Source organism: Musicola keenii (genome assembly GCF_014855505.1).
GTDB lineage: Bacteria > Pseudomonadota > Gammaproteobacteria > Enterobacterales > Enterobacteriaceae > Musicola > Musicola paradisiaca.
In genome coordinates this window covers 193,137-213,014 of record NZ_JAAWVW010000003.1, presented here as the reverse complement: position 1 = coordinate 213,014, position 19,878 = coordinate 193,137, and the positions used below count along the sequence as shown (strand labels likewise).

General features: G+C 55.1%; 18 protein-coding genes. 5 read left to right on the top strand and 13 right to left on the bottom strand.

What is annotated here, in order from left to right:
• The first annotated feature begins 624 nt into the window (after window positions 1-624).
• Window positions 625-789: a hypothetical protein gene (locus tag HEP82_RS04660; protein WP_192457012.1), complete on the top strand. Its 165-nt coding sequence runs from the start codon at window positions 625-627 to the stop codon at window positions 787-789.
• A 109-nt stretch (window positions 790-898) separates the two neighbouring features.
• On the opposite strand, the gene HEP82_RS04655 is transcribed toward HEP82_RS04660, so the two are convergent.
• The 4 genes from HEP82_RS04655 to HEP82_RS04640 form a co-directional block, all read right to left on the bottom strand.
• Complete coding sequence (locus tag HEP82_RS04655; protein ID WP_192457011.1) at window positions 899-2,854, bottom strand: methyl-accepting chemotaxis protein; 1,956 nt, start codon at window positions 2,852-2,854, stop codon at window positions 899-901.
• A gap of 483 nt (window positions 2,855-3,337) precedes the next feature.
• Window positions 3,338-4,588 carry a peptide antibiotic transporter SbmA gene (gene sbmA, locus HEP82_RS04650; RefSeq protein WP_192457010.1) on the bottom strand — a complete coding sequence of 417 codons (1,251 nt, stop codon included), beginning with the start codon at window positions 4,586-4,588 and terminating at the stop codon, window positions 3,338-3,340.
• A 281-nt stretch (window positions 4,589-4,869) separates the two neighbouring features.
• The gene (locus HEP82_RS04645) at window positions 4,870-5,481 is read right to left on the bottom strand and encodes a hemagglutinin (protein WP_192457009.1); all 612 of its coding nucleotides are present in this window, start codon (window positions 5,479-5,481) and stop codon (window positions 4,870-4,872) included.
• Window positions 5,482-6,017: 536 nt separating this feature from the next.
• Window positions 6,018-6,641 (bottom strand): glutathione S-transferase family protein, encoded by a 624-nt coding sequence (locus HEP82_RS04640; RefSeq protein WP_192457008.1) that lies wholly within the window; start codon window positions 6,639-6,641, stop codon window positions 6,018-6,020.
• A 99-nt stretch (window positions 6,642-6,740) separates the two neighbouring features.
• Here HEP82_RS04640 and HEP82_RS04635 point away from each other — a divergent pair, with 99 nt between their 5' ends.
• Entirely contained in the window at window positions 6,741-7,187 is a 447-nt protein-coding gene (locus HEP82_RS04635; protein WP_192457007.1) for a GNAT family N-acetyltransferase, read from the top strand.
• 77 nt (window positions 7,188-7,264) lie between these two features.
• Here HEP82_RS04635 and HEP82_RS04630 read toward each other — a convergent pair whose 3' ends face one another.
• Complete coding sequence (locus HEP82_RS04630) at window positions 7,265-8,695, bottom strand: 6-phospho-beta-glucosidase (protein WP_192457006.1); 1,431 nt, start codon at window positions 8,693-8,695, stop codon at window positions 7,265-7,267.
• 76 nt (window positions 8,696-8,771) lie between these two features.
• A complete protein-coding gene (ascF, locus tag HEP82_RS04625; protein ID WP_192457005.1) occupies window positions 8,772-10,241 on the bottom strand; it encodes a PTS cellobiose/arbutin/salicin transporter subunit IIBC in 1,470 nt (489 codons plus the stop codon).
• A gap of 332 nt (window positions 10,242-10,573) precedes the next feature.
• Here ascF and HEP82_RS04620 point away from each other — a divergent pair, with 332 nt between their 5' ends.
• Entirely contained in the window at window positions 10,574-11,593 is a 1,020-nt protein-coding gene (locus HEP82_RS04620) for a LacI family DNA-binding transcriptional regulator (protein WP_192457004.1), read from the top strand.
• A 79-nt stretch (window positions 11,594-11,672) separates the two neighbouring features.
• On the opposite strand, the gene HEP82_RS04615 is transcribed toward HEP82_RS04620, so the two are convergent.
• The 7 genes from HEP82_RS04615 to HEP82_RS04585 all read right to left on the bottom strand — a co-directional run bounded on the left by HEP82_RS04615 (window position 11,673) and on the right by HEP82_RS04585 (window position 17,400).
• The gene (locus HEP82_RS04615; RefSeq protein ID WP_225622318.1) at window positions 11,673-11,900 is read right to left on the bottom strand and encodes a LysR family transcriptional regulator substrate-binding protein; all 228 of its coding nucleotides are present in this window, start codon (window positions 11,898-11,900) and stop codon (window positions 11,673-11,675) included.
• A 184-nt stretch (window positions 11,901-12,084) separates the two neighbouring features.
• Complete coding sequence (locus tag HEP82_RS04610; protein WP_192457003.1) at window positions 12,085-12,921, bottom strand: VOC family protein; 837 nt, start codon at window positions 12,919-12,921, stop codon at window positions 12,085-12,087.
• A gap of 42 nt (window positions 12,922-12,963) precedes the next feature.
• Window positions 12,964-13,683, bottom strand: coding sequence for an ABC transporter ATP-binding protein (locus HEP82_RS04605; protein WP_012765438.1), 720 nt, complete (start codon window positions 13,681-13,683; stop codon window positions 12,964-12,966).
• Window positions 13,680-14,462, bottom strand: a complete 783-nt coding sequence (locus HEP82_RS04600; RefSeq protein WP_192457002.1) for an ABC transporter ATP-binding protein — start codon at window positions 14,460-14,462, stop codon at window positions 13,680-13,682. The genes HEP82_RS04605 and HEP82_RS04600 overlap by 4 nt, the downstream gene beginning before the upstream one ends.
• On the bottom strand, window positions 14,459-15,346 hold the full coding sequence (locus tag HEP82_RS04595; RefSeq protein WP_012765440.1) for a branched-chain amino acid ABC transporter permease: 888 nt from the start codon (window positions 15,344-15,346) through the stop codon (window positions 14,459-14,461). Before HEP82_RS04595 ends, HEP82_RS04600 begins: the two co-directional genes overlap by 4 nt.
• On the bottom strand, window positions 15,339-16,232 hold the full coding sequence (locus tag HEP82_RS04590) for a branched-chain amino acid ABC transporter permease (RefSeq protein ID WP_192457001.1): 894 nt from the start codon (window positions 16,230-16,232) through the stop codon (window positions 15,339-15,341). Before HEP82_RS04590 ends, HEP82_RS04595 begins: the two co-directional genes overlap by 8 nt.
• Before the next feature lie 40 nt (window positions 16,233-16,272).
• Window positions 16,273-17,400, bottom strand: a complete 1,128-nt coding sequence (locus tag HEP82_RS04585) for an ABC transporter substrate-binding protein (protein ID WP_012765442.1) — start codon at window positions 17,398-17,400, stop codon at window positions 16,273-16,275.
• A gap of 692 nt (window positions 17,401-18,092) precedes the next feature.
• On the opposite strand from HEP82_RS04585, the gene HEP82_RS04580 reads away from it, so the two are divergent.
• Together HEP82_RS04580 and HEP82_RS04575 are read left to right on the top strand one after the other, a co-directional pair.
• Window positions 18,093-18,812: a GntR family transcriptional regulator gene (locus HEP82_RS04580; RefSeq protein ID WP_192457000.1), complete on the top strand. Its 720-nt coding sequence runs from the start codon at window positions 18,093-18,095 to the stop codon at window positions 18,810-18,812.
• A gap of 259 nt (window positions 18,813-19,071) precedes the next feature.
• A complete protein-coding gene (locus HEP82_RS04575; RefSeq protein WP_192456999.1) occupies window positions 19,072-19,875 on the top strand; it encodes a pyrroline-5-carboxylate reductase family protein in 804 nt (267 codons plus the stop codon).
• Window positions 19,876-19,878 lie beyond the last annotated feature (3 nt).

The following is a 19,878-nucleotide window of genomic DNA, read 5'->3' as shown; positions in this document are numbered from 1 at the left end:
AACAATACGTTGTATTATTTATATGGTGTATGTATGTGTGCGTGACCTTCATGTCGGTTGAGTTTACCGAGGGGAACTCAAACTGGGCAAACATCCTGTAACGGGCAGAGAATATAGTTGCATAATTTTTGGTGACATAAAAAGGGCGCATGAATAAAAAAGCAAGATTGTTTTTTTATACCACCTTTCAGCAGTGAAACGCCCAGTGTCATTATTTTTATTCTTTTATTTATAATATCTATTATTGTATTTTTATTGACACGTAGATTTAACATTAAAGTCGTTTTTAATTATCATTAATCACCTTTTTTATTATCATTAGCTGTCTTTTTTATGATCGCTGCGTTTGTATTATTGTTGACATTCTCGTCTGTCATTATCCATATCCATTTTTTCCCGTATTGCTTATCCGAAATTAAACGTTCGTTTCAAACAAACGTTGGTTTAGTTTTGCCGCAGTTCAGGTCGCTGCGATGCAATGGCAATCCAGACTCAATAACCAATAAGATTCGGTGTATATGCCCTGGTTTTTCTCCACACCGCTATGTCGCCGACCACATCGCCGTTTGGCGCGACGACCCAAGCGGCGGTACGCTGAGTTTTCTGGTCGCACCAGAACCACCGGTGCTGATATATACCTATTCCGCCATCAATCCGGTGGCGGTGCAATCGCTGATGGAGGCGGCCTGCCTGCGCCGCCCGCCGCGCAATCCGGATGGTGGCGTGCTGGCGTGCGGGGTGCGCATCGTGGTGGTTCTGGGGCTATGGAAGACGTATGGGGTTCGCTGACTGACGGCTACCGGGGCGTGGCCCCGGCGTGACGGTGTACCTGGCGGCAATATCTGAACGGTACGGTGGAAGGAATACGGCGTGTGGCCGCGCCTATCCCGTCGGTTTTTCAGAACGATTCCCACTCGTCTTTTGCTGTTCGGGATCCGGCCGCGGTGGTTGCCAGCATCAGCGGTTTTTTAGCGCTGACCACACCCGCTCTGGGGACAGGGCGGGATGCATGCTGAGTGTCGTTATGGCTCAAGCGGAATACGGAAATTGCCTTCTCCAGCGCGTGCGCCTGTTCTTCCAGCGAATTGGCGGCGGCGGATGACTCTTCCACCAGCGCGGCGTTTTGCTGGGTGGTGGCGTCCATTTCGGACACTGCCTGGGAAATTTGATTGATGCCCCGGCTTTGCTCGTCGGACGCGGAGGCAATTTCGCCCATGATGTCGTGAACATGGGTAATGGAGCGGATGATGTCCGTCATTGTTTTGCCGGCATTTTCCACCAGTATGGAGCCGACGTTGACCCGCTCCACCGATTCGCCGATCAGCGTTTCGATTTCTTTGGCCGCCTGAGCGCTGCGTTGCGCCAGGTTGCGCACTTCGCCGGCGACAACCGCAAATCCGCGCCCCTGTTCCCCGGCGCGTGCGGCTTCCACCGCGGCGTTCAGTGCCAGGATGTTGGTCTGGAACGCGATGCTGTTGATGACTGAAGTGATTTCGGAAATTCGTTTGGAACTGCCGGCGATATCGCTCATGGTTTTTACCACGTCGGTAACGATGGCGCCGCCTTGACTGGCGTTCGATGAAGCTTCCGCCGCCAGTTGCGAGGCGTGATGCGCGTTGTCGGCGTTCTGTTTTACCGTTGATGTTAGCTGTTCCATGCTGGCGGCGGTTTCCACTACTGCGGCGGACTGCTGTTCGGTACGTGAGGATAAATCGGTATTGCCTGCGGCGATTTCCGCCGATGCGGTGGCGACATTGCTAACTCCCTCGTGGATTTCGCGAATCATCTCCCGCAGTTTGGTACTCATGGTATTCATCGCGGTTATGAGCTTGCCCAGTTCATCCTTCCGCGTGGTGGTGATTGACGTGGTTAAATCCCCCTGTGCGATCCGTTCGGCCATGCTCAGGCTATCCCGCAGCGGATGGGTGATTTGTCCCGTGATACGCCAGGCAAACAGTAACCCAATGATAAAAATAATCCCCCCTGTTGCCAGCAACTGCCAGATCGTGTTGACGATGGTATCGGAAACGAAAGTGACCTGCGTTTGATAAAGCTCGTCGGAAGCGCTATCCAATATGGCTGCATTTGCGCCCATCTCGGTAGAGGCGGCCTGCTCATTTTTCAGGGCGGACAGGTAGTCCGTTACATAGCCGTTATAGGCCGAAAAATATTGCCATGCCTGCGTCAACCAGCTTTGCTGCTCTGGCGCAAACAGTGGCAGAGACTGATTAAACGCGGCGGCTGTTTGCTGTAGTGACTGACGCAGTTCGGCTTCAGCCTCGGGAGATGGCTGCAACAGCAGCATGCTGGCAAGATCCCGAATATCTAGCAGCCGTTCACGCAGGTTTTGATACTCGAGCCGTTGCTCTGCGGGCAGCGATGCGGCTTTGAACCGTGCATGTAGCGTATCAAGGACATTGAGACTGCTATTTTTATTCAATTTTTCTGCAAAAGTATCACGTTGGCGGCTGGCATTTACCATAGCATTACGGGCCGCGGAATAGTTTTTTTGGGCTGTTGCAAGCTGTTCCAGTAAAGCTTGCGGACGTGGTCGCCAAGTATATTTATTTGCTTCTTCAAGTGATTTCGCGACGTTTTCCAGCTGCTCGCCATTTTGATTTATCGCGTTGTAGTCATGTGTATATTGAAAGGTGATACGAAATCGCCTTGCATCACTAATAAAGTTATTAATATCGTTGCTGATGTCCGCTTTTTTTACATAGGTATCGATGTTATTTAATCCATTGACACCGAAAAAAGTAATAAAAGCAGACATGACTAAAACGATCCCAAAGCCGATAGCGAGCTTGATACCGACTTTGAGATTGGTATAGGTATTTATGACGTTATTCATTGTGGGAACCTATAAATAATACGAGGTGATTGATGTTTAGGTAATGCAATTCATTCAAGGATTAAACATTCTGTTTACAAATGGCGGTGTTCGTGTGAGCTTAATCACGGTAAAATTCTATCACGGGAAAGAGATACGCCACCAACTAAAAGGGGAGAACTTATGATGCTATGAGATCACTTCTTTATTCTAAAAGCGTATTGATATATTTACTGCTCTATGCATGCATGGGTAATTTATTTGATTTTATATATCGGCTCTCTCACATCAATAAATAGTTTTCATTAATTATTAAGAATGGTTTTTATCAAGCTTGTGTTAAGTGAGTTTTACGAAAAAATAAGATACGTGCGAATGTGATGGTCTGTCTTCAGCAGAAAATATTTATTGGGAAAATAATGGAGCGTCGGCTACGGATGAGATGGGCGTTAATGAAAGAGACCGTCATTGATACATTGCGGGGTATCAATGACGGCATCAAGATCAGTGCCCGGAAGATTCCATCCCGGAGGTTAAACTGAGGTTGGTCGAATTATCTACGGATGCGTTGTCGCAAATGACAGACTCAAAGCTGCGCAGACGTTTGTAGATAGACATCAGCTCGACGATGGTAGTCCAGGAGTTGATCAGATACTGGAAGGAACTGCGTACCTGATCGAACACGTTGGTAATCTGCGTCATCAACCCCAGCGTGAGGCTACCCGCGACAATCGACGGCAGTAGCACGATGATGCTGAAGACGTTGTCGGCTTGTAAGTAGAACACCCGGGCGATATTGAAATAAGTGTAATGGAAGTAAAGACGGAAATAGTTCTTGCGCACGTTGGCGAACAGTTGTTTCACCGTCGGTGGCGTGGCGCGATCGGCATCGTCTTCGCCATAAACCAGTTCTTTTCGATAGGCGGCTTCCACCTTCTGGTTATTGAATTCCAGACCGGGCAGTTTAATGCCGATCAACGCCAGCAATCCGGTACCCGCCAGCGACCACAGCACGGCGGCGATCACCAGTCCATAAGGTACCGCGCCCAATAGCGGCAGTTCCTTGACGTGCACCGACAGCGAGATGAGTACCGGCAGAAAGGCGATCAGCGTCATCAGCGATTTGACCAAATCCACCCCCAGGCTTTCGACGGTGGAGGCAAAGCGCATGGTGTCTTCCTGAATACGCTGCGCAGCGCCTTCGATATGGCGCAATTGCTGCCAGTGGTCGATGTAATAATTGTTCATCGCTGTCCGCCAGCGGAACACATAGTGGCTGACAAAAAACAAATTCATAACACCGACCAGCACCGCCACCATGGCGATGCCGAAAATGACCAACAATTCGCGGTAAAATTCTTGAATTTTAACGGCATTCGGTGCGCTGAGCGCCTTTTGCACCAGATCGTAAAAAGGGACGTACCAATCGTTGACCGCGAGGCCCACTTCTACCGAGAAGTAGGTCACGAAGATGATCAGCGCAGAGCCCCACACTGACCAACGTTGCCAGGGATGGGGCCGGAGCAGACGCCAGGCGCCGGCGAAAATCCCGGTACAAATCAGGTAATAACTGTAAAACCACAGAAATGCGGGCGACCAGAAACGGGCGACGCCCTGCGGCAGCGGTTCCGCAAACTGCAACAGATGCGTGCCCAGCGGCAGATACCAGACGTACCAGACCACGACGGCGAACAGCGCCCACAACAGCGCGGAAGGGAAAAACAGTCTTGGATACGGGAAAAAGGATTTAAACATAGTTGGTCGATTTTTCTGGACGAAGGAATAACCCTGTAATACCAAATAATTACCCCGGATGCAGGGGGTATATTGAAACGATTTTTTAATTGGCAGCGCGTTTCTTTACATCTGTACCCAGCCGTCGTGCGCAACGACAAGCACGGCGTGTGAGGGAAAACGCGGCGACGCGCTCCGGCATGTTGTGATACTGACAATAACCTGATGTCGGCAATCCGTATCGGCATCAGGCAAGACACAGGAACCCCGGCGGAGGCCGGGGTTTGTTGACACCATCGTTATCAGGCGATGGTGTTGGTCAGGTTGCCCTGACTGGAGAAGGACGACAGCGATGACGAGAAGCTCTGCAAGAAGCTGGAAAGCGATGCGGTGCTGGTGTCGCCGCCCAGCGCCGATACCATCGAGTTGAACGCGCTTTGCAGATCGCTCAGCGCGCTGTCGGACACGGTGGAACTGGATGATGAGCTGGAAGAACTGGACGACGACAGCGCGCTGACCAGCGTATCCAGATCGGTCTTCATCGGGTTGTCGGAAAGCGAGGTCGAATTGGAGGATGCGCCGATGCTGTGCAGGGTATTCATCAGCGTATACATGAACTCGGCCACTGCTTCCTGAGAGTCCGTTGAGGAGGTGCTGGACGTGCTGGAGGTGGTGGTGCTGTCAGTGGAAAGATCGTCTGTTGAGGTGCTGTCGGAGCTACTGGAACTCAGCGTAATCCCCAATGAGGAGAGCGCGCTGGAGAGTGCCTGTAACAGACCACCATCCTGACTATTACTGTCCATCGAGGTGATCGATGGTGTGGATGACGACGATGACGACGAGGAACTGGAACTCTTCAGGCTGGATGTCTGCCAGATAGAGTTATACAGATCCGATGATATGGATATAGACATAATATTTCCTTGCTGTTTTTACTGAAGGATAGCGTGTAATTAAACGCAAATTTTTTGTTAATACATTCAATAACTACGGTACTGCTCTGCCTATATATAGCAGCCATATTTTTTTTGCTATCAGGGGTGAATTAACGTTAAAGGATGCGGAAAACTATCCGATAAACAACACGGGAAAATAGAGTCTATTTATTGGATTTAAAAAACCGTCAAATTTCCCGTCAAGGCTAATTGTAAAAAAATAGAAAATAAACCCTGCTTTCATTTATATTTTGAAATAAATAAATTTCAAAGGTAAGGGTATGGTAAATTTTTAGCCATGCAAACAGAAGAATGGAAAGAATTAATGGCATAAAAAAATTTTCCCAACCGGGTAATTTTGTGAGTGATTTTTTGGCCGCTGGTGCGAAGAGGTGGAAACAGTGGTACCTCTTTCCTGTGTGAATGGGGCGGGTCTGCCGGACGCTTTACTCTGTTGATGCAGATGCGCAAGAGATATATCGAGACAACGGCAGACCTTTTACAAACCTGATTTCTTAGACCATCCCGTTATTCCCATGACGCAAAAATGCCGGCCGCTGATTTAGGCGCGTAAACCATGCGTCAATGGCGGGGACTTCGGGATGGGGAAACGGCGTCATTTTCCAGCGGTTCACCGACAACCCAAGCACCACATCTGCCAGGGTAAACGTCTCACCTGCCGCCCATGCACCGGTGCGCTGGAGTTGTTGTTCAAGAATACCTATGCAGTGGTTCCACTCTTTAATGCCTGCCGCAATCGCATTTTGATCATTATAAGCCGGGTTCTTGCGCGCCAACGCCGGGAAGACATAGCGCCAGGCGTTGTTAAATTCGGTTGCCTGCCAGTCCATCCAGTGTTCAACGTTGGCACACGCCTGCGGTTCGTTGGGGAGCAAGTCGTTACGCCTGGCTTTGCGTGCCAGATAACGGCAAATCGAATTGGATTCCCACAGCACAAATTCATCATCAATCAGCACAGGCACCATGGCGTTCGGGTTCATGGCGCGAAACGCATCGGTTTGCGTCGAGGCAAATCCACTACCGTAATCTTCCTGAACATAATCCAGCCCCGCTTCTTCACAGGTCCAGAGCACTTTGCGCACATTGATTGACGTCGTTTTGCCGAGTATTTTGAGCATATTTCGAAAGTCCTTCCGCAGATTAATCGGTTAAAAACACCACACCAGCGTAGAGCCTATCTCAGTAGGCGCATTGGTGCATTCAGCGAGGAGAAAAAAATGAACGATACCGTCGTGATTCGGCAGGCACGAGCCGAGGATGAGCCGGCGTGGCGGCAGTTGTGGGCGGGGTACAACGGTTTTTATCAATCGAGCGTGGCGCCGGAGGTGACGGCCTATACCTGGCTGCGCATTCTCGATCCGGCATCGGCTTTGCTGTGTCGTCTGGCGGAGCGTCGGGGGCAGGTGGTGGGGTTCAGTCTCAGCGTATTGCACGAGGGCACTTGGGTCGTCACGCCGGTTTGTTATCTGGAGGATCTGTTTGTCAGCCCGGATTGTCGCGGGCAGGGGATTGGACGACGATTGATCGAGGATCTGGTTGAACAGTGTAAGGCACAGGGATGGTCAAGATTGTACTGGCACACCCGGCAGAACAATCCGGCGCGTCGCCTGTACGACGAGTTTCAGCCGGCGGACGATTATGTCCGCTATCGGCTGACGTTCTAAACCGGGCTTCCGACCCCGACCGTTGCCGCCGAAGCGGGCGACGGTCGGGGATGTGGGCGCAGAAGCCCGAAGGCCGGTCAGTCTAGATCCCGGCCGTTGCTGGCGATCACCTTCCGGTACCATCCGAACGATTTTTTCTTCCGACGCGCCAACGTGCCATTGCCATGATCGTCGCGATCGACGTAGACAAACCCGTAGCGTTTGCTCATCTCACCGGTGGAGGCGGCCACCAGGTCAATACAGCCCCAGGTGGTGTAGCCCATCACCGGGACGCCGTCTTCAATCGCATCGGCCATGGCGCGGATATGCTCACGCAGGTAGCTGATGCGGTAATCGTCTTCAATCTCGCCGTTGGCGTTGATATCATCCCGCGCGCCGAGCCCGTTCTCCACTAAAAACAGCGGCTTCTGGTAACGGTCGTACATCATGTTCATGGTGATGCGCAGCCCCAACGGGTCGATGCCCCAACCCCATTCGCTCCGTTGGATATGCGGGTTGGTCAGCGATTTCACGATATTGGCGGCGCTGCTGTTGTGCTCGTTCATGTCGGCTGAGGCACAGCGCGAGGCGTAGTAGCTGAAAGAGACGAAATCGACAGTGTTTTTCAAGATCTCGGCGTCGCCGTCCAGCATGTCGATATGGACGCCTTTCTCACGGAACACTCGCGCGGAGTAAGAAGGATAAGCGCCGCGCGCCTGTACATCGATAAAGAACAGGTTCTCGCGATCTTTCTCCAACGCCGCCCACACGTCTTCCGGCTTGCACGACCAGGGGTAGAAATTGCCGCCCGCCAGCATACAGCCCACCTGATTGGCAGGGTTGACCTCATGCGCAATTCGGGTCGCCAGCGCGCTGGCGATCAGCTCATGGTGCGCTGCCTGATATTTCACCTGGTCCTGATTCTCTCCCGCTTCGAAGACCAAACCGGCGCCGGAGAAGGGGCTGTGCAGCAGAATGTTGATCTCGTTGAACGTCAGCCAGTATTTCACCAACCCATCGAAGGCTTCAAAACAGGTACGGGCGTAGCGGGTGAAAAAGTCCACCATTTTACGGTTGCGCCATGAGCCGTACTCCGTCACCAGATGCATCGGCACGTCGAAATGGCACAGCGTCACCAGCGGTTCGATGCCGTATTTACGGCATTCATTGAATACATCGCGGTAAAACGCAATGCCCGCCGGGTTCGGCGCCGCGTCGTCGCCGTTTGGGTAAAGACGGCTCCAGGCGATGGAGGTGCGGAACACGGTGAAGCCCATCTCCGCCATCAGCGCGATGTCTTCCTTGTAACGGTGGTAGAAATCGATCGCCTGGTGGCTGGGATAGAACTCGTCGTTACGCAGCGCAACACGTTTTTCCAACCCCAGTTTGACCGGCAGCCGGTTCGGGCCGTGCGGGATCATATCGACGGTGGTCAGCCCCTTGCCGCCCTCCAGATAGGCGCCTTCCGACTGGTTTGCCGCCAAGGCGCCCCCCCATAGAAACCCATCAGGGAATGTCGATGCTGACATGAATTACCTCTTTTACTTGCATTGCTGTCACTGATTCGGAAATGACAATACCCCGCCGCAGTGCGACGGGGACGGGTTAACTGACACTAGCCGCCTTGACCGGCTCAACGGGCTGTGCGGCAACCGGCGCTGCCGTGGCTTGTGCTTTAGGCGCCTCGTCGGTTTCAGGAATATCCTCGAAGCCCATGATCAAGGTGATGATGAACGAGAGCACCACCGCCAACATCATGACGCCAATCACCCACACGATACTCATCGGGTTGGCCGGGTCGAAGAATTGCACGCTGGTGAACAGCCCCGGCGCCGCCATCGAATGGCTAGCCAGGCCGCCGATACCCGCCACCGCGCCGCAGATAAAGCCGCTGATCAGGCTGGCGATAAGCGGACGTTTCAGTCGCACTGCCACACCGTACAACGCCGGTTCGGAAATCCCGGCGATGATGGCGGAAGCGGCCGCCGCCAACGCCGTCTGACGCAGTTCGCGGTTTTTGGTGCGGAAGGCCACCGCCAGCGAGGAGCCGCCGAGCGACAGGTTGGCGCCGATCTCGGATGGCATCACCATGCCTTCTTTACCGGCCTCGGCGATGGTCTGGATGATGGTCGGCGTAAACACGCGGTGCATGCCGGTCATTACCAGCAGTGGCCAGAGCGCGCCCATGATGGCCACCGACAGCCAGCCCAGATAGCCGTGAATGGTATACACGATGGCGGAGATGCCGCTACCGATCCAGATCCCCAGCGGGCCGATCAGCACGATGGCGATGGGCGCGGAAACCAACACAATCAGCATCGGTTTGAGGAAGTTTTTCGTCACCGCCGGGGTGATGCGATCGATGCCTTTTTCGATATAAGACAGGATCCAGGTCATGCACAGCGCCGGGATCACCGTGTAGGTGTATTTCACCGCTGTCACTGGGATAAACGCCAGTTGCACCGGTTGCCCGGCGGCCGCTTTCGCCATCAGGTCGATAAAGCTCGGGTGTACCAGCACCCCGGCGATCGCGATCGCCAGCGACATATTGGTTTTGAATTTCAACGCCGCCGAGGCTGCCACCATGATCGGCAGGAAAAAGAATGCGCCGTCGCCGATAACGTTGAGAATGACCAGCGTCGAGGAGCCTTTAGTAAAGACGCCAGCCATGTCCAGGATCATGGCCAGGAGTTTGACCATTGACCCACCGATGATCGCCGGGATCAATGGCGACATCGTGCCGATCAGCGCGTCGAGAATACCGGCGCCGATGCTCTTCAGCGTAATTTTACGTGTTGTCGTCGGCGCTTCGCCCAGCGCCCCCGCCGGGCCGAGTTTTAACACTTCCTGATAGGCTTTGGCGACGTTATTGCCGATGATCACCTGGCACTGGGATTCCGTGTTCACCACGCCCATCACGCCCTCAATGGCCTTCAGCGTGGCGTTGTCTACTTGTGATTTGTCTTTCACCACGAACCGCAAACGTGTCATGCAGTGCGTGACGGCGTCGATATTGTTCAGTCCGCCCAGCGCATCGACGATGGCGCGGGAGGTCAGCGCGTAATTCTTTGACATGAAATGGTTATCTCTTAATAGCAGTCAGGTACACCTTCGCGTTGGTCCGTTGACCGCAGCGTAGAACGTCTTACACCCGACTCGCGCCTGCCTGCCCGATGCTCCGTGCGGGTGAGGATTCTGCGGCATAAATCGGGATAGGGAACCGGTTCCACAAAATCATGAAGAGTTTCATTCGGCCAGACAAGATGGTGATGTGAGCAATTTTCTTTTTCGTGATGGTGATCACCATAAATAACCCAGTGATAGCAACGCAACGAATGAAGCTACTGAAAACTAAGCGTAAATTGGATAAACTGACGGCATTAACGACGTGAAGACGGGGAGCGAAGATGACCACCATACTTGAAGTGGCGAAGCGGGCGGGGGTTGCCAAATCGACGGTATCCCGGGTGTTGTCCGGTAATGGGTATGTCAGCCAGGAGACCCGCGATAAGGTGTTTAAGGCGATCGCGGAGAGCGGTTTTCGCCCGAATCTGCTGGCCCGTAATCTCGCCACGCAAAAGTCGCAAACTATCGGGTTGGTGATCACCAATGCCCTGTACCATGGCACTTACTTTAGCGAACTGCTGTTCCACGCCGCCAGAATGACGGAGGCGCAAGGCCGCCAGCTGATTCTGGCGGATGGTAAGCACAGCGCGGAAGAGGAACGGGCGGCGATCCAGTTTCTGCTGGATTTACGTTGCGATGCGCTCATCACGCACCCGCGGTTTTTAAGCATTGATGACATGGACGCCATCATCAACCAGCATAAACAACCGATCATGGTGATCAACCGACGGCTCCGGGAAAACGACAGCTACTGTATCTATTCCGATCAACGGGCATCCAGCTTTGATGCGGTAACGCAGCTTATCGAACTGGGTCATCGGGACATCGCGTTTGTGACCGGCTCGCAAGATTCCCCCACCGGCGTGGAACGACTGTCCGGTTATAAAGCGGCGCTGGAGCAGTACCGGATCCCGGTGCGCGACGCGCTGATTGTCGAGGGGAAATGGACGCCGCCGTGCGGTGTGAATGCCGTCAATACGTTGCTTGAGCGTCAGGCCGCATTCACCGCGCTGGTGGCCAGCAATGACGATATGGCTATCGGTGCGTTGAAACGGCTGTTCGAGCGCGGCGTCGCCGTGCCTGGGCAGGTATCGGTAGTTGGTTTCGATGATATCCCGATGGCGCCGTTTACCATTCCTTCACTTTCCAGCGTCAAAGCGCCAATCACCGAGATGATCCAGGAAACCATCAATACGCTGATCTTTATGCTGGATGGCGGAACGTTGCAGCAGCGTAAAACCTTCCCGGCCCGCCTCATCTTGCGTGATTCGGTGACGGCCGGCCCACACTATGGGCGGTAACGTCGTGATGTGCGAGTGGTCGTCCTTCGTGGCCGTGCGCACGTTACTGTGGCGCCCAGATGAGGCGCTGCCACTTCGTTCATCGGGAGACGCGGTGATAAAAACTCTTGGCCTTTTCCTGCAGGAAATCATAGAACGCCGTGGCGCACAGCGAGAGTTTCCGCTCCCGATCCGTCACCCAATAAATCCCGCGTTGCAGTGACAAATCACGGAAGGGCACGATCGTGATGTCCCGGTGCTGGAACTGAAACCGGGTCAATCCGGTGACGATACTGACGCCATCGTTGGCCGCCACCAACCCCATCATTGGCCGCCACCAACCCCATCATGGTGGTGAGCTGGCGCACGTCGAGCACATAGTTGAAATCATGCTTATCGAGAGCGAGTTTCCCTGTACCGACACCACGCTGGCGTCGCCCGGCGCCGTTGTCGGGCGGTACAGGGTTTTTTTAGCGCGTCAGGCGTCCGGACGGCGTGGACGCCGTCGGCGGCTATTCACTGAAACGCAGCGCCAACCCGCTGCTCTGTTGCTCGGGCACCAGAACCCGACCGACGGAGTGTTGATACGCGATATCGCCGTGGCGCAAGCTGTCGGTCAACCGTGATAGCGATGACACCCGGAAATTCAGGGCGATCATCCGCGTCCCCTTGGCGCGTTCCGGCGGTAGACGGTATTCCTCCATTGCCTGCGATGGAGTGATGACCCGCAGGCAGGCCGTTCCCGCCGGCAGCAGCCAGCCGTGTTCGGCGGTTTCCTCCAGCGGGGATTGGGCGAACAGGCGCGCATAGGGCGCGATGGCGGCGTGGGGATCCTCCGCCATGATGACGAACGCGGTCATCGCCTGGACGCTGTTGGGGTGCTGTTGCCATGCCGGTTGCCACACCGCCTGCGGCGTGAGGTGCTGGCAGAAGAAACTGAAGCCGTAATCGATAGCGTTAGCGTTCAGCCGGGTGATGCAAAACTTCGCCGTCAACTGACGGCCGTCCGGTAGCGTGACCGGACGCGAAAATGCCGTCGGCGGTTCGCCGTCGAGCCCGCATCGTTGCAACTGCGGGTAGACCTGCTGCGCGTCCGTGGTTTTCCACACCAACCCGGCCAGGCCGGGCGGCGTCTGCCATAGGCCACGTTTGCCCGGTGCTCTCTCCGGTTCGTAGCCCAGCAGTTCCAGATAGTTGTCGCCAAAAATGGCCAGATGGTTGCTGGAGCCCATCGAGTGATGGCCGCGTGTGGACAGTTGAAACCCCATGCGCTGGAACAACGCACAGGCCCGGTCGAGCTGCTCATTCACATTGATCACCGCGTGATCGATAACAGGCGTGAGCGGCATTATGTATTCTCCTTGGTCATCGTCGTGATTCTCCGTGGCTTATCAGGCGGCGCGCCCGCCGAAATAGAGTTCGCGCATCTGCGGGTCATTCAACAAGGCGTCGGCGGGGCCGCTCATGGCGACTTTTCCCAGCGCCAACACATAGGCGCGATCGGAAATGTGCAGCGCTTCCATGGCGTTTTGCTCCACCATCAGGATGGTCACTTTTTCCTGACGGCGAACGGTTTGGATGGCGCTGAACACGTCCTGCAACATTTTAGGCGACAATCCGGCGGAGGGTTCATCCAGCAGTAGCACCGAAGGGCTGGGCATCAGCGCCCGAGCCAACGCCAGAATCTGCCGTTCGCCGCCGGAGAGGGCCGAGGCGGGCGCGTGCCATTTGCGGCGCAGCATCGGGTATTGTTCCGCCAGTTGCGCCATGCGCAGACGCCGTTGCCTGGGGGCCAGAAACTGCCCGCCGGTTTGCAGGTTTTCCGCCACGGTCAGGTTGTTGAAGACATTATCCAACTGCGGTACGAACCCCAGCGCGCATTCGCGGATTTTGCGGTGCACCGGAATGGCGGCGGTTTCCTGGCCGTTAATCTCGATGCTGCCCTGACGCGGAGAGAGAAAACCCGCGATGCATTTCAGCAGCGTGGACTTGCCGCATCCGTTGGGGCCGAGCAGGGTAACGATTTCCGCTTGCGCCACCGTCAACGACACACCGTGCAGGATATCAATACCGGCGCTGTAACCGGCCACCACTTGATTTAGTGCGATCATATCGCCTCCTCCCGTAATGTTGCGTTGCCCGCCCCTAGGTAGGCGTCCAGTACCTGTTGATTGCGCGAGAGTTCGTCGGGGGCGCAATCGGCGACGATGTGCCCGCGATCCAGCACGATGCAGCGCTGACACAGCGTGCCGATGAAGTGCATATCATGCTCGATCACCAGCAGGGAGATGCCTTGCCGGCTCAAGCTACGCAAGGTCTCTACCAGATCCTGGCGTAGTTTGGGGTGTACGCCGGCCATGGGCTCGTCAAGCATCAGCACGGATGGTTTGCCCATCAGGGCGCAGGCGATGCCCAGCAGTTTTTTCTGCCCGCCGGACAACGCGGCGGCCGGCAAGTCCCGCACGTTGTCCAGCCGTAGTGTATCCAGTAACCCACGGGCCAGGGCCCGATCCTCCCGCTCGGCGCGGCGGCCGGAAGGCAGCGACAGCAGGCCGTTCCAGACGCCGTGATGGCGGGTGCCGGCCGCCATCACCACGTCCAATACGCTCATTTTTGCCGGCATGGCCGGGAGCTGAAAGGTACGGGCGATGCCGGCGTCGATGATTTTATGCGTCGCCAGTGTATCGAGGCGTTGCTCTCTGAGCGTGATGGTGCCGCGATCGACAGGGGTAAATCCGGAGATGGCGTTAAGCAGAGTGCTTTTCCCGGAGCCATTGGGCCCCAATAGCCCCAGAATCTCGCCCCGATGCAGGCTAAACGTGACCGATTCCAGTACCCGGTTGCCGCCAAAGGCTTTGCTGATGTTCTCCACATGAAGCAGTCGGGTCATGATAAGACCCTCATTTTTTCAGGCAGCAGTCCACCGGGGCGGGTCAGCAGGCATAACAGCATGGCAAGTCCCGTCAGCCCTAACCGCAGCGCGCCGGTCAGGTCGGAGCCGATCTGCAGATAGTCTCTGGCGAAAGGAATAAAGTTGTATAAGACTTCCACCAACGCCACGCCCAGCAACACCCCACGGATATTACCCAGCCCGCCGATCATCACCATGCTCCAGATGAGAAAGGTTTCCGATGACAACAGATAGTCGGGGCTGACATAGGCGGTGTACCAGGCCAGCAGCATACCGGCCAGGCTGCACATCAGGGCGCTGCACATCAGGGCGCGGCACTTGAGCCACGGCAGGGCGTAGCCCATACACATCGCCAGTTGCGGCTGTTCGCGCATCAGACGTAGCGCACGGCCGAAGCGGCTGTCGGCCAGGCGTACCGACGCCAGCGTGCAGAGTATGAGCACAATGAAAATCAGTGCGGCGAAGATCAGCGCGTCGGTGGCTTGTCCGTCGCTCGACCAGGGGGCGCTCAGGCCGCCGATGCCCTGGGCTCCGCCGGTCAACCCGCCAGCATTCATGACGGCGATACGGATGATTTCTGCCAGCGCGAGGGTGGCGATCCCCCAATAGTCGGCGGAAAGCTGACGCCCCAGCAACGCCATCAGTATGCTCACCAGCAGCGCACAGAGGATCCCCGCCGGGATGACCACCAGTAGCGGTAGATCGAATTGGCTGCCGATACCGATGGCGTAAGCGCCGATGCCGACGAAAGCGATATGGCCGAAGTTCAGCAGGCCGGCATAACCTGCCTGCAGATTGAGGGCCAGCGCAATAATGGCGTAGATACCGCCGATACAGCAGATATGCAATAAGAACTCAGACACGGCGCACCTCCCGGTTGAACAGGCCGTATGGACGCAACAGCAGCGCCAACAGCAGCATGACGAATGACGATGCGTTAACCCAAGTCACCGGGATAAACGCCATCTCTCTATCCACTAACCAGCCCCAGTTGATCGTCGTCACCAGTGTTTCCGTGGTGGCGATCAGCAACGCGCCGAAGAGTGCGCCCAGCGGGTTGCCGAGCCCGCCCAGGATGGCCGAGGCCAACACCGGCAGCATCAGATCGTTACCCTGGTTGATATAGGCGCTGGCGTTCATCGCCATCATCGAACCGCCGATGCCGGCCAGCATACCGGCCAACAGATTGACGCTATGCACGATGGCGCTGGCGTTCAACCCGGAGGCCGCCGCCAGATCACGGTTACTGGCCAGTGCCCGGATGGCGCGCCCTTGCGGGGTATGGAACAGCAGGGCGCCGAAGATCAGCACCAGCGCCGCGGTAAAGGCGAGGCTCCAGACTTCGTCGGCGGAAATCCGTGAGCCTGCTATCTGCCAGATGTCGCTGATGGGCAGCTGATAACTGATAGGGGACGATCCCTCGACCCCGAGCATGAGGGCGATCAGCACCATCGATACCGCCAGCGAGCCAATCATGGCGTTGGCGGTGCCGGTTTTCAGTAAGGGCTGAAAGACCCAGTGGTGCAACAGCATGGACAGCAAGCCGCAGATCACCGCGGAAAACAGCATCGCCTGTGAGAGGTGCATGCCCAGTTGCAACCCGGCGGCGGTCAGAAAGGCACCGACCATGGCGTATTGCATATGGGCAATGTTGGCGAACCGTACCAGCCCATACACCAGGCTTAACCCCAGTGCGACCAGCGACAAATCCGCGGTGCGAATCAATGTGTCGAGAATAAACTGCAACATAACGTATCCCTGCTGGCGTAACGTTAACGAGGATGTCGGATTAGCGTGCGATCAGGTTTCCGTCGGCCGCTTTGACCTGCAAGTACGGTTGGCTCTGACGCTGGTTGTCCGTATCCAGATCGAGCTTGCCGGTCAGTCCGGTGAAGCCCGGCGCAACGGTTTGCATGGCGCTAATCATCGCTGCGGGTTCCGCGCTGTGTGCCTGCCGGATGGCGGCGGCGGCCAGCATGACGCTGTCGAAGGCGTAGCTGCCGTATACCGAGCGCGGCTTTTCATTGAAACGTTGTTGATAAGTGACCGCGTAACTTTTATCGCCGTCGACGGCGGCGCGATCCCCGATGCCGGCCACTTCCATACCGAGTTGACCGTTGGTGTACTGGGCCGGCGAGCCGGCGATAGCCATGGTCAGGTACATGCCATACCAGGGGGTCTGGTGCAGCCCCAGCTCCCAGGCTTCGCGGTTAAGCACGATCGCATCTTGGCCGTAGCTGGTATAAACGTATGCATCCGGGTGCGCGCGGGCGATCTGTTCCAGTTCGCGGCGGTAGGACGGCTGCCCGCTGGTGTACAACACGTTGGCGACGACTTTGCCGCCGGCTTTTTCAAAGGCTTGGGTGAACTGTTCCGCCATGCCCTGTCCGTAGGCGCCGTCGGGGGCGACAAAGGCCACTTTACGCCAGCCTTGTTTCCAGACATCTTGCGCCGAGAAGCGGGCAGAGAGATCGTCCAGCCCGATGACGCTCCATGAGGTCTTGCCGATTTTGCGCACATCGGTACTGGTGCCGGAGATATTGATGTGCAGCAGATGGTTTTTCACCAGATACTGGCCCACCGGGATAGTGACGCTGGAAGAAAAGTCGCCCACGACCAGCGGCACCTTGTTAACTTGTGTCAGTTTGCGTACCGCATTCAGGCCCGTTACCGGGTTGCCGGCAGAGTCTTCGGTAATCACAGTGAGTTTTTGTCCGTTAACGCCGCCGTGGGCGTTAATGTTTTCCACCGCCAGTTCGATTCCGCGGCGTTGATCTTCGCCGATGCTGGCGCTGGTGCCGGTTAGCGGCAAAATCGCGCCCAGATTCACATCGGCATAAGCGGTATGTACCGACGCTGACAAGGCCATGCCCGTTACAGCGGACAGCGTAATAACCTGACGTAAACGACTCTTCATAAGGGGTCTCCGGTGCTGACGAATAGGTTATGCCCGTCATAATTTCAGGTTGTCGGCGCATCGGCTTTACTCACTCCTTCCGCTGATGGTTGTCATCAGCATGTGAGGATTCGCCATGTGGTGACGTCATGGCGAGCTTGCCTGTAAAAGGTCGACGTGTAGCGTGGTTCAAAATGTCGGCCGATTGCCCTGCAACACGAACTATTATGGGGATAACGGTAATACGCACAAGTGAATGTAAAAGTGCATACAGTTGTGTGTTAAGCAACCAACGTGCCAGCCGATGGCGCATAACAGAAAAATACCTGGAGATGCAGGCGTGAAGTCAGGGGTTTTATGAATAAATACAACGGGTCGGTTAAATAAAATAAAAATATCTCTTAGCCGTCCGTCATCGTTATTCAACGAGGGTTATAGGTCTTTATGTGCATATGTGTATACACTTATTGCTATTTTGGCGCAGCTGATGCCATATTTTGGTGCAAAATAATGGTGTGATATGGAATATATTCTTTTTTTTTAGCGTATTTTTTTCATAACATCTTTATCGAAAAAGTGTATGCAGTTTTGTGTTGAGTTGTGTTTATAGCTGTGCTATGAATTATTCATTATCGGTGTGAATAATATTTTCCCGTTTTTTAAATCGGGTTCATCACGGATAAAAATAATCGAAGAGAATAAAAGGGGTCATTGTGGTTATTGCCAAAAAAACGGCGCGCAGTGCCGATAGTGTTGAGAAAGTGTATGAAAAGATAAAAACACTGGCTATCGACTACCACTTTCGGCCCGGTGAACGGATTAATGAGGTGGAACTGTCCACGCAGCTGGGTGTGTCGCGCACGCCGGTACGCGAGGCGCTCAATCGCTTGGCTAAGGACGGGTTTATGAATTTTGTGCCAAACCGGGGTTTTTATTCCCGCGACCTCACGCCAGAAGGGGTGCGCGAGTTGTATGAAGTCCGCATGGTGATTGAGCAGGCGACGTTTCGCTTCGCCTGTTTGCGGGCTACCGATGAAGAAATCGCCGCAACGACGGCGATCTGGGAGGATGTCAGCCTGCGACAGGCTCAGCAGCAAGTGCCTCAGGATTGGGAAAAGATTGCCGAGGCTGACGAGCATTTTCATATGGAAATTGCCCGTATTTCCCAAAATGCTCGGCTGTATGAAATGTTGGACAGCCTGAATTCCTTAAGCCGTTTCTTTCGCCGTATTGATCTAGAAACGCCGGTGCGTCGGAATAATGCCTATGATGAGCATGTGGATATTATTGCTGCATTGCGTCAACGGGATGTCGACGCCGGGGTTAAATTAATTGAACAACATATTTCTCTGAGCGCAGAGCATGCTGTTGAAGTGACAAAAGAGGGATTGGCGCGTATTTATTTTGGTAAGAAATCATCGTCAGTGGTCTGAGTTTTGCGTTGTCACTAAATAGAACGGTGGCGTTCGCAATGATGGTGCGCTGCGCTGAATAATAGTGAATCTGGAATGATTATTGCCAATGCCGGTTATTGGTTATTGTGTTGTCAGGGTTATATTTTCTTGAGTCGGTGTCACTCATCATTTTTATTTTTCTTCAGATTGCCATAAAAAGGCCGTCATCCATTCAGCCAACACAGACGGTGGTTAAGCGGCATAACTGTGTTATTCGTCTGTTTTCGGGAGAGCGAGCATGAGCCATATCCATTTTATCGGCGCCGGCCAGATGGCCGAAGCCATTATTCGCGCGGCTATTCGTCGTCAGGCCGTCAGCGCCGGCGAGATCACGCTGTCTGATATCGACCCGCAACGTATCCTGACGTTGCGCGAGCGTTACCAGTTGACCAGCCCGCTCAGTGAGCATGGGGCGATAGCTCGTGCGGATTACATCGTGATGGGGGTACGCCCGCAGGATGACATCGCGGCGGTTGCCGAGACGATCAACCGGTACGCTGCACCGCAGGCGACGGTGATTTCGATCATCGCGGGCGTCACGTTGACGCAGCTCGCGTCCCTGCTGGGGGCAGAGCGGCCCATCGTGCGCACCATCCCCAATACCCTGACCGATACCGGCCTGGGTTACAGCGGCGTGGTGGGCAATGCACAGGCCAAGATCGAACCGTTGCGACCGTTCCTCGAAAGTTTCGGCAAGGTGATGATGCTGGAAGAGCGGCTGATCGATGTCTTTACCGGTTATGCGGTGGCCGGCGTGAATTATGTGTATTACTTCATTGAGTCGCTGGCGGATGCGGGCGTATTGGCTGGGTTGTCTCGTCAGCAGGCGACACAGGTGGCGTGGGAAAATCTGGTAGGCGCGGTGGAGATGCTGAAAGTCAGCGGCTGCCATCCGCGCCAACTGATGGATATCAATAACTCCCCGGCCGGGGTGGGGATTAACGGCCTGTACGAGCTGAATAACAGCGACTTCGCTGCGGGTTTGCAGCGCAGTGTCATGGCGGCAGTACGCCGGACGACCGCGTTGTCTTCCGGCGGCTGATCG